Source organism: Kribbella speibonae (assembly GCF_004331375.1).
Taxonomy (GTDB): Bacteria; Actinomycetota; Actinomycetes; order Propionibacteriales; family Kribbellaceae; genus Kribbella; species Kribbella sindirgiensis.
In genome coordinates, this window is record NZ_SJKC01000002.1 from 1,442,103 (window position 1) to 1,457,003 (window position 14,901).

At 68.2% G+C, this 14,901-nt stretch carries 19 protein-coding genes and 1 tRNA gene; 7 read left to right on the forward strand and 13 right to left on the reverse strand.

Going from position 1 to position 14,901, the window contains the following annotated elements:
- Positions 1–135 precede the first annotated feature (135 nt).
- From E0H92_RS20065 to E0H92_RS20075, 3 genes are all read left to right on the forward strand, one after another.
- Positions 136–447: an EthD family reductase gene (locus E0H92_RS20065; protein ID WP_131459267.1), complete on the forward strand. Its 312-nt coding sequence runs from the start codon at positions 136–138 to the stop codon at positions 445–447.
- A 146-nt stretch (positions 448–593) separates the two neighbouring features.
- Positions 594–1,499, forward strand: a complete 906-nt coding sequence (locus tag E0H92_RS20070) for an aminoglycoside phosphotransferase family protein (RefSeq protein WP_131497263.1) — start codon at positions 594–596, stop codon at positions 1,497–1,499.
- A 209-nt stretch (positions 1,500–1,708) separates the two neighbouring features.
- Positions 1,709–1,996 carry a hypothetical protein gene (locus E0H92_RS20075; protein WP_131497264.1) on the forward strand — a complete coding sequence of 96 codons (288 nt, stop codon included), beginning with the start codon at positions 1,709–1,711 and terminating at the stop codon, positions 1,994–1,996.
- A 491-nt stretch (positions 1,997–2,487) separates the two neighbouring features.
- On the opposite strand, the gene E0H92_RS20080 is transcribed toward E0H92_RS20075, so the two are convergent.
- The 6 genes from E0H92_RS20080 to E0H92_RS45530 form a co-directional block, all read right to left on the reverse strand.
- Positions 2,488–2,560 (reverse strand) — tRNA-Ala (locus tag E0H92_RS20080).
- Positions 2,561–2,986: 426 nt separating this feature from the next.
- Positions 2,987–3,631 (reverse strand): histidine phosphatase family protein, encoded by a 645-nt coding sequence (locus E0H92_RS20085; protein WP_131497265.1) that lies wholly within the window; start codon positions 3,629–3,631, stop codon positions 2,987–2,989.
- On the reverse strand, positions 3,628–4,014 hold the full coding sequence (gene rsfS, locus E0H92_RS20090) for a ribosome silencing factor (RefSeq protein ID WP_131290481.1): 387 nt from the start codon (positions 4,012–4,014) through the stop codon (positions 3,628–3,630). The genes E0H92_RS20085 and rsfS overlap by 4 nt, the downstream gene beginning before the upstream one ends.
- 7 nt (positions 4,015–4,021) lie before the next feature.
- Positions 4,022–4,639: a nicotinate-nucleotide adenylyltransferase gene (gene nadD, locus E0H92_RS20095; RefSeq protein ID WP_420323252.1), complete on the reverse strand. Its 618-nt coding sequence runs from the start codon at positions 4,637–4,639 to the stop codon at positions 4,022–4,024.
- Positions 4,640–4,647: 8 nt separating this feature from the next.
- A complete protein-coding gene (locus tag E0H92_RS44210; RefSeq protein WP_165549847.1) occupies positions 4,648–4,806 on the reverse strand; it encodes a hypothetical protein in 159 nt (52 codons plus the stop codon).
- Positions 4,807–4,893: 87 nt separating this feature from the next.
- Entirely contained in the window at positions 4,894–5,022 is a 129-nt protein-coding gene (locus tag E0H92_RS45530; protein WP_275670094.1) for a hypothetical protein, read from the reverse strand.
- A 144-nt stretch (positions 5,023–5,166) separates the two neighbouring features.
- Between E0H92_RS45530 and E0H92_RS20100 the strand changes: the two genes are divergently transcribed.
- Positions 5,167–5,616 (forward strand): Lrp/AsnC family transcriptional regulator, encoded by a 450-nt coding sequence (locus E0H92_RS20100; RefSeq protein ID WP_131459275.1) that lies wholly within the window; start codon positions 5,167–5,169, stop codon positions 5,614–5,616.
- On the opposite strand, the gene E0H92_RS20105 is transcribed toward E0H92_RS20100, so the two are convergent.
- Complete coding sequence (locus E0H92_RS20105) at positions 5,549–6,748, reverse strand: MFS transporter (RefSeq protein ID WP_238173500.1); 1,200 nt, start codon at positions 6,746–6,748, stop codon at positions 5,549–5,551. The two genes, E0H92_RS20100 and E0H92_RS20105, sit on opposite strands and share 68 nt — an antisense overlap.
- Before the next feature lie 88 nt (positions 6,749–6,836).
- Between E0H92_RS20105 and E0H92_RS20110 the strand changes: the two genes are divergently transcribed.
- Positions 6,837–7,700: a winged helix-turn-helix transcriptional regulator gene (locus E0H92_RS20110; RefSeq protein WP_131497266.1), complete on the forward strand. Its 864-nt coding sequence runs from the start codon at positions 6,837–6,839 to the stop codon at positions 7,698–7,700.
- On the opposite strand, the gene E0H92_RS20115 is transcribed toward E0H92_RS20110, so the two are convergent.
- Entirely contained in the window at positions 7,687–8,574 is an 888-nt protein-coding gene (locus tag E0H92_RS20115) for an alpha/beta fold hydrolase (protein ID WP_131497267.1), read from the reverse strand. The two genes, E0H92_RS20110 and E0H92_RS20115, sit on opposite strands and share 14 nt — an antisense overlap.
- 66 nt (positions 8,575–8,640) lie before the next feature.
- On the opposite strand from E0H92_RS20115, the gene E0H92_RS20120 reads away from it, so the two are divergent.
- Positions 8,641–9,219, forward strand: coding sequence for a PadR family transcriptional regulator (locus tag E0H92_RS20120; RefSeq protein WP_131497268.1), 579 nt, complete (start codon positions 8,641–8,643; stop codon positions 9,217–9,219).
- A 65-nt stretch (positions 9,220–9,284) separates the two neighbouring features.
- Complete coding sequence (locus E0H92_RS20125; protein ID WP_165549848.1) at positions 9,285–9,896, forward strand: 4'-phosphopantetheinyl transferase family protein; 612 nt, start codon at positions 9,285–9,287, stop codon at positions 9,894–9,896.
- A 3-nt stretch (positions 9,897–9,899) separates the two neighbouring features.
- On the opposite strand, the gene E0H92_RS20130 is transcribed toward E0H92_RS20125, so the two are convergent.
- The 5 genes from E0H92_RS20130 to rplU all read right to left on the reverse strand — a co-directional run bounded on the left by E0H92_RS20130 (position 9,900) and on the right by rplU (position 14,802).
- On the reverse strand, positions 9,900–11,144 hold the full coding sequence (locus tag E0H92_RS20130) for a glutamate-5-semialdehyde dehydrogenase (protein WP_131497270.1): 1,245 nt from the start codon (positions 11,142–11,144) through the stop codon (positions 9,900–9,902).
- Positions 11,145–11,397: 253 nt separating this feature from the next.
- Positions 11,398–12,510 (reverse strand): glutamate 5-kinase, encoded by a 1,113-nt coding sequence (gene proB / locus E0H92_RS20135; RefSeq protein ID WP_131497271.1) that lies wholly within the window; start codon positions 12,508–12,510, stop codon positions 11,398–11,400.
- Positions 12,511–12,514: 4 nt separating this feature from the next.
- On the reverse strand, positions 12,515–14,098 hold the full coding sequence (obgE, locus tag E0H92_RS20140) for a GTPase ObgE (RefSeq protein WP_131459286.1): 1,584 nt from the start codon (positions 14,096–14,098) through the stop codon (positions 12,515–12,517).
- 114 nt (positions 14,099–14,212) lie between these two features.
- A complete protein-coding gene (gene rpmA, locus E0H92_RS20145) occupies positions 14,213–14,473 on the reverse strand; it encodes a 50S ribosomal protein L27 (RefSeq protein WP_130381076.1) in 261 nt (86 codons plus the stop codon).
- Between the two features lie 11 nt (positions 14,474–14,484).
- Complete coding sequence (rplU, locus tag E0H92_RS20150) at positions 14,485–14,802, reverse strand: 50S ribosomal protein L21 (RefSeq protein WP_131290441.1); 318 nt, start codon at positions 14,800–14,802, stop codon at positions 14,485–14,487.
- Positions 14,803–14,901 lie beyond the last annotated feature (99 nt).

The following is a 14,901-nucleotide window of genomic DNA, read 5'->3' on the forward strand; positions in this document are numbered from 1 at the left end:
ACCGCCTGCCCCGGCCTAGGTACCGCCATCCGCCGTACCGCCCCTCTTGCCGCTTCGATATCCGACACACTATCGTGCCCTCTGTGCTTCGATTTCCGAAGCACTTGATAGCGACGACCCTGACCGGAGACCGTTATGCACAAGGTATTGGTCCTGTATCCCGAACCCATCGACCCCGACCACTTCCGCGACTACTACGTGAACAAGCACCTCCCACTGGTCGCGCAATGGCCAGGCGTACTCGCGTGGCGCTACAGCTTCGAGGTAGCAGCAAAACAGGGAGACTCGCCATACTTCGCGATCTTCGAGGCCGAGTTCGCCGACGAGGCGGCGTACGAAGCGGCAAGCGCCTCTCCGCAGGGCCAGCAACTCTCAGCCGACGTCGCCAACTACGCCACCGGTGGCGTGGTCGTCGTCCACTACCCAGTGCAGAACAGCACCTCATAAGCCGCCCCTGAGGCACCCGCCGCATCCGCGCTGAGCCACACCCTCGCGGACTCGGTGACAACTGAGCCGTCCGCCTCCCTCCAATCCGCTCACACTCGATGGATACCCGATTGACAGCGGACAGCGCCGATCGATCGGATGGGCTCGTGAGCCCCCGCAAAACCCACGCCGACCAGGCCAAAATCGACACACCCCTCGTCCGCGAACTGGTCGCCACGCAGTTCCCGCAGTGGGCCACGTTACCCCTGGAGCGGGTCGACTCCGCTGGATTGGTGAACGCGATCTACCGCCTCGGCACCGACCTGACCGTACGACTTCCGCACCGCCCCTCGACCACCGACATCATCCGACGGGAGCGGGCGAAACTCGCGGCCCTCGCGCCGTACCTGCCAGTGCCCATCCCCTCGGTCGAAGCGATCGGCTCACCCACGGAGGCCTACCCCGGCGAGTGGTCCATCCACCGCTGGCTCACCGGCACGCACCCGATCCCCGACGCACTGGTTGATCCACGTGGACTGGCGACAGACCTCGCAGCGTTCATCACCGCATTCCGGCAAATCGACGTACCCGACCGCCCACCGACCTACCCAGGCGAACGCCGAACCCGCGCACCAATGTCCTCAATGGACTCCCCAACGCGAAAAGCGATCAACGACCTGGACGACCTGATCGACACCCACGCAGCCCTGACCTCATGGGAGGAGTCACTAGCCGCGCCGTACGACGGCCACGAGGTATGGGTCCACTCAGACCTGACCCCAAGCAACCTGCTGGTGTCAGCCGAGGGCCGCCTAACCGCAGTCCTCGACTTCGAGACAAGCGGCGTAGGCGATCCAGCATGCGACCTGTTCCCCGCCTGGTACCTCCTCCCCGCAACCGTCCACGAAGAGTTCCGCACCACCCTGAACGTAGACAACCCAACCTGGCTCCGCGCCCGCGGCCGAGTCCTATCCCAGGCCGTAATCGTCTTACAGCACTTCAAAAACACCAACCCAGCCCTCACAAACTACGCACAGCACGCCGTCAGCAAAGTGCTCGCACCTCCTCGCTGAACTGCCACCGGCGTAGCCCGGCACCAATCTGCCCGACCGGGAGACCCACCGTCCGCGTGACCAGAACGACCCAAATCTCCAAACTGCCTCCTCGATGAGGTGCCTAGCGTCGGGCACGATCCTCAACCGGAGATGGTCTGCCAGCACGAACTCCGGCCGGCACTGGCCGGGACACACGTGGCCGGGCAACCATGGGACACAATGACGGCGTGGACACCTCTACGGGTTGGGAGTTCCGAGCGATCGTGATCGAGGGCGACCCAGTTGATATCGCTGGCGTCAACCCGTGGAAGGTGGAGTGGGAGCCTGTGCCAGTGGGGAGCGTGGTGGTTGCCCACCCGACCTACCCCACCCAGCGACACACCATGAGCGTCTACAGGCTCTCGGGAGTCGAGCCCGCTGCATTCTTCGCGGCTGGAGAATTCTCGAATGCCGCTTGGGGCTTCTACGAGCCCACGCATTCGATGCGGGAGTTCTTGCTATCCCGCGTTTCGTGAGCGCCCGCTCCGCGGCATGAAAGTGCGTTCTGGGCGATGATGGCGTCGTGCGTCCAGATGACCTCAGGCGAGCGTTGGCCGACGCACACGGACAAACCGTGGCGACATGCCTGGCGGTCTTGGACGAGCCGGAAGCCAGCGTTCATGCCGACTGGACGGACACGGATGCTGTGGCGACCTCGAACCTCTTGACCATCTACCGCCGTCGTGCCGGCGACGTTGAAGACATCGGGTGCCGACACTAGGTTTCCGGGAGACCATGCAACGGCTGGCGGAAACGACTTATACGTCCTTACGCCTCGCGGGCTTGGAAGACCCTACGGGCGACCCTGCCTGCGCCGTGCTCCTCGCGCCGGACGAGGCCGCCGTCGGTGGCCGCGCTCGCCGTATCACCGACTTGACCTTCGCCAGCGCTCATCGGCACATCCGTGAGTTGGCCGGCTCATGCAAGAGGCCGATCTCCCACCGGGAGACCGGCCTCTGATCTGCGGTGGAGCTTAGGGGATTCGAACCCCTGACCTCTTCCATGCCATGGAAGCGCGCTACCAACTGCGCCAAAGCCCCGCGGTGTCTTGCGACTCCGAAAGCTTAGCGGATGAGGGCCTGCAAAGAAAAATCGGTTCCCTGGTGGGGCTGGTGAGGTACGCGACAAGCTCTTTGCGGTGTGCCGGCGGGTGCGACGGGAGGTCGATGGGCGTGGTCTGTCTGCTGCTCACGGTACGTCGCAGCGCCAGTGCGCGGGCTCCGCGGAAGCGGACGGGAGCCGTCTCAGTAGCCGTCTGTCGCACCGCGCCACGCGTACATCTGATCCGCCGGAGCAGTACACCAAGCACCAGTCCGCGCGCCGCCGGAGGCGGCTAGAAGACGGCCGCCGCGAAGCGGTGTCCGCTAAGTCCACCACCACAGTTCGTACGCCGTGGGCGGTGCGTCAAGGCACAGGTTGCGCGCCGCCGGAGGCGGCCATGAGACTGCCGCCGCGGAGCGGTGTCCTTAGCGTTGGGGGTCGTCGCTCATTACTGGTTCGGGGAGGGAGCCGGCGTTCCATTCTTCGATTCGCCAGCCGGCGCGGCCGGGGAGGAGGGAGACCCAGTTGCAGTTGGCGAGGCCTCCGAAGGCGGGCCAGCTGGTCTGGGGGATGCCGAGGAACAGGCAGATGCCGACGCGGGCGGCGAGGCCGTGGGTGGCGATCACGATGGTGTCCTCGGAGGAGCCCTCCGCGGAGATTCGCGTCAGGGCGTCGGCGAAGCGGGTGGCGACTTCTTCGACGGTTTCGCCGTTGGAGCCGCGGCGCTGGGGTTCGCCGCTGCGGATGCGGGTGGCCGCCTCCGGGTTGATGGCGGCGAGCTCGGCCATGGTGAGGCCGGCCCAGTCGTCGACGTCGATCTCGCGGAGCGCCTCGTCGTACTCGATCTTCAGGCCGGTCAGCAACGAAAGCTCACCGGCGGTGGCGGCGGCGCGCTTGAGGTCGCTGGCGAAGAGCCGCGTGGGCGCGAGGGACGCGAGCCGAGCGGCGGCGGCGCGTGCCTGGCCGAGGCCGACCGCGTCGAGCGGGATGTCGGCCTGGCCCTGGATCTTGTCCTGCAGGTTCCATTCCGTCCGGCCGTGCCGCCAGACGATCAGTCGGCCCGCGCTCATTCGGCCGGAGCCGAGCCAGGGACCGGCGACGGCAGCGGGATGACCGGGCAGTCGCGCCACAGGCGCTCCAGCGAGTAGAACGAGCGCTCCTCGTCGTGCTGGACGTGGATGACGATCTCGAGGTAGTCGAGCAGCACCCAGCGGCCTTCGCGGGCGCCCTCCCGGCGGACCGGTTTGGCGTCGAAGTCGACGCGGAGCTTCTCCTCGATCGCGTCCACGATCGCGCGCACCTGGCGGTCGTTGGAGGCGGACGCGACCAGGAACGCGTCGGTGATGGCGAGTTGCTCGGACACGTCGAACGCGAGGACGTTCTCGGCCTTCTTGTCGTGGGCCGCTTCCGCAGCCGCGGTCAGCAGCTCGATGGCGCGTTCACTGGCAGACATTGACGTCCTAACGGTTGGTGTAGAGCTCACGCTTGGCGATGTACTGGACGATGCCGTCCGGTACCAGGTACCAGGTCGGGTTCCCCTTGGCGACCCGGGCGCGGCACTCGGTCGACGAGATCGCCAGCGCGGGTACCTCGAGCAGGGTGATCCGATTCATCGGCAGCTGGTCCAGCGGCAGTTCGAGTCCTTCGGTACCGGGGCGCGTACAGCCGACGAACTGGGCCAGCTTGAACATCTCGTCGACGTCCCGCCAGGTCAGGATCTGGGCGAGCGCGTCGGCACCGGTGATGAAGAACAGCTCCGCGTCCGGATACAGCCTGGACAGGTCGCGCAGGGTGTCGATCGTGTACGTCGGACCGGGCCGGTCGATGTCCACGCGGCTGACCGAGAACCGCGGGTTCGACGCGGTCGCGATGACCGTCATCAGGTACCGGTCCTCGGGCGGGGAGACCTTACGGTCCGACTTCTGCCACGGCTGGCCGGTCGGGACGAAGATCACCTCGTCGAGGTCGAAGTACGACTGCACCTCGCTGGCCGCCACCAGGTGCCCGTGATGGATCGGGTCGAACGTGCCACCCATCACGCCGATGCGTCGTACCCGCTCCACCGCAGCCATGCCCATCGCGCCGCTCAGCTGTGCGGCCGGCCCTTGCCCATGATGACGGTGACGAGCAGCAGCAGGACGAGGACGAAGAGCGCGAACCCGCCGTACCACCACTTCGAGATGTGCTCGGCGTCGACGGCGGCCTCTTCGACGAGGGCCATCAGCGGCATCAGGTGCGTTTGCATGAGGCAGAGCCTATCTCGTGGCGGTCGACACGAGAGCGACCGGTGGCCGCGGACACTCGCCGCGGGACACCGGTCGCGATAGGAAGGTCAGCTGTGGCGGCTGTTGCGGGTCAGCAGCCGGCGCCAGGAAGACGGTACGGCGTGCGCGCGGCGGGCCTGCGCGGCGGCGCGATGCATCTCGTCGATACGGGCACGGGCAACTTCGGGGGTGATCATGGTTCCTTCACAGGGTTGGTACGGCGGAACCGGGGCGGACTGTCCCCGGTACCTCAAATTGTACGGCAAGAGTTACGCTCTCACAAACGAATTAAAGGCACAGGGCATTCCTGGCCTTGGAATCTGTGGTGAACAGGAGGCGTCATGGACGCGATCGATCGGCAGCTGATCGAGGCGCTCCGGCTGAACGGCCGCTCCAGCTGGGCCGAGCTCGGCCGGGAGGTCGGCCTGTCCGGCCCGAGCGTCCAGGAGCGGGTGCGCCGGCTCGAGGAGCGCGGCGTACTGCTCGGCTATCGCGCGGTGGTCGCCCCTGACCAGGTCGGTCTCGGGACGAGCGCGCTGATCGGCCTGTTCCAGCGCGACGATGTCGAGACCGACGACATCGTCGACCAGGTTCGCGACATCCCCGCGGTCGAGGACTGCTGGTTCGTCGCCGGCGACCAGGAGCTGGTGGTGAAGGTCCGGGTCGCCGACGTGACGCAACTGGAGGCGGTCGTCGGCTCGCTGCGCCGTGTGAACGGTGTGGTCAGGACCCGGACGACGGTTGTGCTGTCGACTCGCTGGGAAGGACGTCCCGCACCTTTACCCGAGTAAGCAGCAGTACGGCGCCCGCAGCCAGCGCTAGGCCCGCGGCCACGGGGTAGAGCAGTTGCGGCGCGTGCTGGTACGTCGTACCGCCGATCGCCGGCGCGAGGAACATGCCGCTGATCGACGCGGCGGCGTACAGGCTCGAGTACCGGCCGACCATCCCCTCCGGCGCCGCGTCAGCCACGTGGGCAGTGGCGGTCGGTTTGTAGAGCATCTCCCCCGCCGTCATCACCGCGATCGCCAGCGCAGCTCCGCCGAGTGCCGGCCAGACGCCGAGGACCGCGAGCCCCAGGCCGATGAACGCGAAGCCGGCCGCGATCACCCGGGTCGCGCGATGGCCCTGGAGTCGTACGGCGATCGGCGCCTCGAACAGGACGATGACGACCGAGCTCGCCCCGAGCAGTACGCCGTACGCGACCGCCGGCGTCCCCGCATCGCGCAGAAGCAGCGGCATCGTGGCGAAGATCTGCCGGTAGACGGTGTCGACCACCACGATCGTCGCCAGCACCACCAGGACCGAGCGATCTCTGAAGACGGTCCGCCACAATCCTGTTGTCGACAATCTGGTTGTTTGCTGTCCGCTCGGGACCCAGCGCCAGATGATCGCGGCCATGACCAGGCTGGTCACGGCGTCGACGACGAAGACCAGCGAGAAGTCGTACGCCGCGAGCAGGCCGCCGAGGGGCGGTCCGATGGTGAAGCCGGCGTTGCTTGCGGTGCGGGACAGCGCGATGCCCTCGCGGCGGCGTTCGGGTGGGAGCGAGGTGGCGACGAGGGCGCTGAGATTCGGGCGACCGGCGCCGCCGAACAGGCCCGCTAGCGCTGCTAGAAAAGCTAGCGAGGCTCCTGGCGCGAAGGGCATGGCGGTGCAAGCGATCGCCCACAACAGCTGGCTTGCGACTGCCGCCGTACGCAGCCCGAATCGGTCGCCGAACCAACCGCCGCCGAGGTTGCCTCCGAGCAGGCCGATGCCGTACGCCGCCGCGGCGAAGCCGGCCTGCTGCGCCGACATACCGCGGTCCTCGACGAGGTAGAGCGTGAGGTAGATCCAGGCGAGCGCGCCGGCCCCGTTGACGAGCTGGCCGACCATCACCGCCTGGAGCCAGGTGGGAAGCTCCGCGATTCGGCGCCAGTACACGTCCGCCCCCTCCGGTACAGTGAGTTCCTGTTGGGAACTTACTCGACGGACCGATTCGGCGGCAACCGGGATTCCAAGGAGGGCGGACGTGCGGCGGAGCACCTTCTCGCCGGAGCCGGACTGTGCGATCGCGCAGTCCCTCGGCGTCATCGGCGACGGCTGGGAACTGCTGATCGTCCGCGATCTGGCCCGCGGGCTGGCGCGGTTCGACGAACTGGCGGGGTCGTTGCACATCTCCCGGAAGGTGCTGACCGAGCGCCTGAACGGCCTGGTCGACAGTCAGATTGTCAACAAGACCGCCTACCAGAACCGGCCGACGCGCTACGCGTACGAGCTGACGCCGCGCGGGCGCGCGCTACTGCCGGTCCTCGTCGCACTGCAGGACTGGGGCGATCGCTGGCTGCTCGGGGACGGGTCGCTGACCGGGACGAACGCCGCGGACGAGCCGCCGGCGCAGCGCCTGCACGAACTGGTGGGCCAACGGGTGCCGTACGTCGCGTTGCCGTCGATCGCCGGTACGACGGTCGACGTCGTGGACCCGGACGCGCGCGCGACCGTGCTCTTCGGGTATCCGGCGACGGGACGACCGACTCGCCTACCGGACGGCTGGGACGAGATCGCCGGAGCGGCCGGATGCACGCTGGAGAACCGGCTCTTCGCCGGCCGGTACGACGAGTTCGCAGCGCAGCGGATCGCGGTCCGCGGGGTGAGCACGCAGCGGACCGATGAGCAGCAGGCGTTCGCTCGGGCGGAGGAAATCCCACACCTGCTGCTGTCCGATCTCGAGCTGGAACTGGTGGCTGCGCTGCGATTGCCGACATTCCGGGCCGGTGGGTACGAGCGGTTGAAGCGGGTCGTGCTGGTGGTGGGCGCGGACCGGGTGGTGCAGGCGGTGCGATACCCCGTCACGGACATCGCGGATGCGGTCGACTGGGCGCTCACGACTGCTTGAAGAACGCGTTCACCTCGGCGGCGACGCGTCGTACGGCCTCGGGTTTGCCGTTCGGGTTGACGCCGCCAGGATCCGAGGACGAGCCGTGGTCGTAGCCGTCGAACTCGATGCGGCGGCAGTGCGGCAGGACCTTCTCCAGGGTCGCCCGGCCGGGACCGAGGCCGTGAAGCCCTTTGCTGCCACCGAGGAGCAAGACCTCGGCCTCGACGGTGCGGAACGTGTCGAAGGACCCGCCCAGTTCGGCGACGATCGTGCCCTCGGCATGGATCGTCGGGGCCAGTTGGCGCATGGTGATCGCGCCGGCGTCGGCCTGGCGCTCCTCCTTCGCCATCATCTTCTCCGTGGTCCAGCGCAGCAGACCGCGTGGCATCACCTTGAGGAACGCCGGCGCCATCTCGAAGCCGAACATGCTCGTGACCATCGCCCCGGCAACGTCACCGCGGGCGATCTCCTGGTCGAACCGTGCCAGCCACTCGCGATGCGGCGCGCCGTCGGCGACGATTGCGGGCTCGTAGAGCGCGATCTGCTTCAGGTTCGGGAGGGTGCGGGCGGCCTCCAGGACCACCGCTCCCCCGGCGCTGACACCGAACGCGCGTTCCGCTCCGGCTGCGGTGAGTACGGCGTCCAGGTCCTCGATCTCGGTGCGGACGGTGTGGTCCGGCTTGTGCGGGCCGGAGAGTCCGCGGCCGCGGCGGTCCGGGAGGTAGACGGTGAACTCGTCGGCCAGCGCCTCCGCGAACAGCGTGTGGCTGCGGGCCGACTCCATGCTGCCGTGCAGGACGACGACGGCCGGGCCTTCGCCAGTCTTGTAATAGCCGATCTCGGTGCCGTCGCGGGAGGTGACGGTGCCTTGGGTCAGTTCTGCTGCTCTCATGGATCGATAGTTACATGGGGTCTAGTTACATTGCAACTAGTATCTTTGCACCCTTATGGTGGTGGGGTGACTTTTCGACGCTCATCGCTGGCGCTGGCGATCCTCGGTCTGCTCGAGAACGGACCGCTGCATCCGTACGGGATCCAGCGGCTGATCAAGCAATGGGGCAAGGACCAGGTGGTCAACGTCGGGCAGCGGACCAGCCTGTACCGGATGATCGTGCGTCTGGAGGAGGCCGGTTTGATCACCGCCGGCGCGATCGAGCAGGACGAGCGGTATCCGGAGCGGACCGTCTACCACCTGACTGACGAGGGCCGGGCGGTCTGCCGGGAGTGGCTGGCGGAGATCCTGACGACGCCGCGGAACGAGTTCCCGGAGTTCCCGGCCGGGTTGTCGTTCGTGATGCTGCTCCCGCCGGAGGCCGCGGGTGAGTTGCTTGGTCAGCGGAGGGAGCGGTTGACCAAGCGGATCGCGGAGCTGCAGTTGGAGCTCCGGGCGGAGGTGGACGGGCAGCCGATCCCGCGGTTCGCGCTGCTCGAGACGGAGTACCAGGTTGCGGTCGCCGTGGCCGAGGCGAAATGGATCGACGCAGTCCTCCACGACCTCCGAACAGGCACCCTCACCTGGACCCCAGGCCCGGCATGACAACACCCCGGGGCGTGACGGGAGCCGAGGGCCGGGGCGGCGGCCCGGATGTTGAGGTTTGGTGGGTGGGGGTTGGGGCGGCTCGGGACGAGTTCGTGCGGGATCTGGATGAGGTCGAGCGGGGGCGGTTGGCGGGTTACCTGCGCGAGGTGGATCAGGCGCGGTTCCTGCTGGGGGTGACTTTGGTGCGCCGCGTGCTGGCTCAGAGGTTTTCGTTGCCTGCAGCAAAGGTTGTGCTGGATCGGACCTGCCCGGAGTGCGGGAAGCCGCACGGGAAGGTGCGGGCCACGGGGGTTGAGCTGTCCGTGACGCATTCGGGTGAGCTGGTGGGGATCGCGGTGGCCGATCGACCGGTCGGGCTGGATGTGGAGAAGGTCGATACGGAGGTCGATGTCGACGCGGTGGCGCGGGTTGCGTTGACGGAGGCCCAGGTGCGCGAGTTGAGCGGGTACGACGGGATCGCGAGGGCGCGGGCGTTCACGACGTACTGGACGCGGAAGGAAGCCGTCGTGAAAGCAACCGGCGAAGGACTACGCGGCGATCTGCGCGCCGCGGTGCCGGATGGTGTGCAGGTGCAGGATCTCGACGTCGGCGTCGACCATCGCGCGGCGCTTGCGGTGGTCGACGCAAACGCGCCTGTCGTCAAGGTGCACGACGGGCAGCAACTGCTCGACTAAGACCTAGGTGCGGATCTGGCCTTCGCCGGTGACGACGTACTTGGTGGAGGTCATTTCGGGGAGGCCCATCGGGCCGCGGGCGTGGAGTTTCTGGGTGGAGATGCCGATCTCGGCGCCGAAGCCGAACTCGCCGCCGTCGGTGAAGCGAGTGCTCGCGTTCACCACGACCGCCGCCGAGTCGACCGCGGTCGTGAACCGGCGCGCGGCCGCCTGCGAGCGGGTGATGATCGCGTCGGTGTGACCGGAGCTGTACCGGCGGATGTGCTGCACGGCGTCCTCGAGCGAGTCGACGACGGCCGCCGACAGATCGAGCGAGTTGTACTCCGTCCCGAAGTCTTCCTCAGTCGCTTCCACCACACCCTTGCCAGCAGCAACTACCTTGGGATCGCCGTGGACGGTCACGCCGGCTTGAGCGAGGGCGGGTAGGGCGCGGGCCAGGAACTCATCGGCAACAGCCGAGTGGACCAGGAGCGACTCCGCCGCGTTGCAGACGCTCGGGCGCTGGGTCTTGGAGTTGAGCAGGATCTCCAGGCCGAGGTCGAGATCCGCGTCCGCGTCGATGTACACGTGACAGTTGCCGACGCCGGTCTCGATCACCGGCACCGACGACTCGCTGACCACGGTCTGGATCAGCCCGGCGCCGCCGCGCGGGATCAGTACGTCGACCAGCCCGCGCGCCTGCATCAGTTCCTTCACCGCGGCCCGGTCCGTCGGCACGCCCTGGACGACGTCCGCCGGCAGCCCGGTGGACTCGGCGGCGTCCCGCAGTACGGCGATGATCGCCTCGTTGGAAGCGGCCGCGGACGAGGAACCGCGAAGCAGAACCGCGTTGCCGGACTTCAGGCAGATGCCCGCGGCGTCGGCCGTCACGTTCGGCCGGGCCTCGTAGATGATCCCGACGACGCCGAACGGCACCCGCACCTGCCGGAGCTCGAGCCCGTTGGGCAGCGTGTACCCGCGGACCACCTCGCCGATCGGATCCGCCAGCCCAGCGAGCTGCTCGAGCCCGGCCGCCATCCCGTCAACACGCGACGGGTTGAGCGCCAGACGATCGACGGTGGACTCCGGCGTACCGGCTTCCCGCGCCGCGGCGACATCGACAGCGTTCGCCTCGACGATCGTGTCCGTGTTCGCTCGCAGCGCTGCCGCCATCGCGTGCAACGCCGCGTCCTTGGTCGCCCGGGACGCCTCCGCCAATGCGTACGACGCAACCCGCGCCCGCCGCGCCAACTCGATGATCTCGCTCACCCCTTCATCGTAGGACCCCACACCCGCGACCAAGCACGCCGATCTCACCAGACGGCCCGGACGCCCACCACTCACCAACCACGGTCTCCTCGCCACGATTACGCCTGAGCACCCCGACGGATAGCCCGTCCGGTCAGGTTGGTGAGTGGTGGGCGACCGCCACGCCATGACAATCGCTCGCATCATGCGCCGCCGAGCGTAAAAGCGGTCACCGATCGCGCATTGTGATGGCGTGGCGATCGGGACACCACCGTCAGAGGAGGACGAGGTCGTCTCGGTGGACGACCTCGCGTTCGTAGGCTGCGCCTAGTTCGCGGGCCAGGTCTCGGGTGGAGCGGCCTAGGAGGTCGGGGAGTTCGGCGGCGTCGTAGTTGACGAGGCCGCGGGCGATGACGACGCCGGACGGGGAGACGAGGTCGACGGGGTCGCCGGCGGAGAAGGTGCCTTCTACTGCGGTGATTCCGGCCGGGAGGAGCGACGCGCGGCGCTGCGTCACCGCGCGCACGGCTCCCTCGTCCAAGCGCAAGATCCCCTGCCCCGACGTGGCGTGCGCCAGCCACAGGAGGCGGGTCTTGCGGCGTCGGCCGGTCGGGTGGAACAGCGTGCCGACGGGCTCGCCGCGGAGCGCTTCGCCGACCCGCGCGGCGGACGTCAGGATCACCGGGATCCCTGCCTCCGTGGCGATTGCGGCCGCTTCGACCTTGGTCTGCATGCCACCCGTGCCGACGTTCGACGAGCCGGTCTTGCCGATCGCCAGCGGTTCCAGGTCGGTGGCGCCGCGGATCTCGGTGACCATCGACGTACCGGGTTTGCGCGGATCCCCGTCGTACAGCCCGTCCACATCCGACAAAAGCAGCAACAGGTCGGCGTGCACGAGATGCGAGGTCAGCGCCGCGAGCCGGTCGTTGTCGCCGAAACGGATCTCGGTGGTCGCGACCGTGTCGTTCTCGTTCACGATCGGTACGACGCCCAGCTCCAGCAACCGCGCAAAGGTCCGGTAGGCATTGCGGTAGTGCGATCGGCGCGTCACGTCGTCGACGGTCAGCAACACCTGCCCGACTCGCAACCCGTGCGCCGCGAAGGCATCGCTGTAGCGGGCCATCAACAGTCCTTGGCCGACCGAAGCAGCGGCCTGCTGCGTCGCCAGGTCACGCGGCCGGGTCCGCAACCCCATCGGGGCGAGGCCGGCGGCGATCGCGCCGGACGAGACGAGTACGACCTCGGCGCCCTCCACCCGGCGCGCCGCGATGGCGTCGACGAGCAGCCGGAGCCGTTCGAGGTCGATCTTGCCGCGCTGGGTCAGCGACGACGAGCCGACCTTGACGACGATTCGCGTGGCGTTCAACGCCTCCGCGCGAGATGTCATGAAATCAACCGTTCTGGTCGAGATCCTCCGCCGCGGCCAGCTCGCGCGCTTCCTTGCGCGCCTGCTTCGCCGCGGCCTCTGCCGCTCGTTTCGCCTCGGCCGGGGACAGGTCGACCTCGTCGGCGTCCCAGTTCTGGCCGTACTCCGACCAGTCCTCGGTCCGCTCCCCCTCGCGGAACGCGTGGTACTCGGTGTCCTTCGCCCGCCGCCGCTGCGCCGCGGGACGGTCCTCCTCGAGCCGGTGGTCCTCACCGCGCCGGGCGAGGATCTCCGCACCGGCCTGGACGTCGGGCGCGAAGTCGAACACGATCGCGTTCGGCCCGTCCCCGATCACGACCGCGTCGCCCGGCGTCGCGCCGAGCTTGAGCAGCTCGTCCTCGACGCCGAGGCGGTTCAGCCGGTCGGCGAGGTACCCGGTCGCCTCCGCGTTCGCGAAGTCGGTCTGCTTCACCCAGCGCTCGGGCTTCTGGCCCTGCACCAGCCAGCCGCCGTCGTCCGGCAGCTTCTTCACCTTGAACTCGGGCCCGCCCTGCACCTGCGGCCGGATCACGATCCGCGTGGTGTCGGGTTTCGCCTGCTCCGCCCGCCGCCGCAGGACGATCTCGGCCATCGCGAACTTCAAGGCCTCCAGGCCTTCGTGCGAAGCCGTCGAGATCGGGAAGACCCGGTACCCGCGCTCCGCCAGCTCGGCCTGCACCATCTCGGCGATCTCGCGGGCGTCCGGTACGTCGATCTTGTTCAGGGCAACGAGTCGCGGCCGGTCCTCGAGCCCGCCGTGGGCCTCGAGCTCCGCCTCGATCGTGTCCAGGTCGCTCAACGGATCCCGGCCCGGCTCGTACGTCGCGCAGTCGATGACATGGACCAGCGCCGCGCACCGCTCCACGTGCCGCAGGAAGTCGTGCCCGAGCCCGCGCCCCTCGCTGGCACCCTCGATCAGACCGGGTACGTCGGCGACGGTGAACGTGGTGTCACCGGCGACGACCACGCCGAGGTTCGGGATCAGGGTGGTGAACGGGTAGTCGGCGATCTTCGGCCGGGCGCGGCTGATCGCGGCGACCAGCGACGACTTGCCGGCGCTCGGGAACCCGACCAGGCCGACGTCCGCGACGACCTTCAGCTCCAGGACGAGGGTGCGCTCCTCGCCTTCTTCACCGAGCAGTGCGAACCCGGGCGCCTTCCGCGAACTGCTCGCCAGCGCCGCGTTGCCCAGACCGCCCTTACCGCCCTGCGCCGCGACGAACTCCGCACCCGGTCCGACCAGATCCGCGAGTACGTCGCCGTTCGCCGCACTGACGACGGTGCCGTCGGGGACGCCGAGGATCACGTCGCCGCCGTTGCCGCCGGCCTGGTGGTCACCCTTGCCCTGGGCACCGTTCGTGGCGGTGCGGTGGCTGGAGCGGTGGTAGTCGACGAGCGTCGTGACGTCCTGGTCGACGCGCAGGATCACGCTGCCGCCGTCACCGCCGTTGCCGCCGTCGGGGCCGCCGAGCGGCTTGAACTTCTCCCGGTGCACCGAGGCGCAGCCGTTTCCGCCGCGGCCCGCGGTGACATGCACCGTAACGCGGTCGACGAAGCTGGGGATGGCCATCGGTGTTCTCTACTTCCTGGAGGAGCCAACTACTACAAAGACAGCAAAAAGGCGGGTCCGCGGTATTCCGCGACCCGCCCTTTGCAGAGCTGCTGATACGTCCGGGTGGCGGTGTTACTCCGCCGGGGCCGGGACGATGTTGACGACGCGGCGACCGCGCCGGGTGCCGAACTCCACGTGGCCCTCGGCCAGCGCGAACAGCGTGTCGTCGCCGCCACGGCCGACCAGGTTGCCCGGGTGGAAGTGGGTGCCGCGCTGACGGACGATGATCTCGCCGGCGTTGACCAGCTGACCGCCGTACCGCTTCACGCCGAGGCGCTGGGCGTTGGAGTCGCGACCGTTACGGGTCGACGCTGCTCCCTTTTTGTGTGCCATCTCAGATCAGCTCACTTCTTCTTCGCGTCGATCGCGGTGACCTTGACCTGGGTGTAGTGCTGACGGTGCCCCTGGCGCTTGCGGTAACCGGTCTTGTTCTTGTACTTGAGGATGTTGATCTTCGGGCCCTTGGTGCGGCCCAGGACCTCGGCCGACACGGCCACGTTGGCCAGCGCCGCAGCGTCGGCCGTCACGGTGTCGCCATCCACGACGAGGACCGCCGGCAGCGACACGGTGTCGCCCACCTGGTCGGTCAAGCTGTCGATCTCGATGACATCGCCGACGGCGACCTTCTGCTGGGTGCCGCCACTGCGCACGATCGCGTACACCGTGGATCTCACTCTCTGCTGGATCGGAAAACTTACGGGTGTGATGGTGTGAGGTCGTCGCGAGGACGTGATCCTCACACTTACACACCGACACGAGTA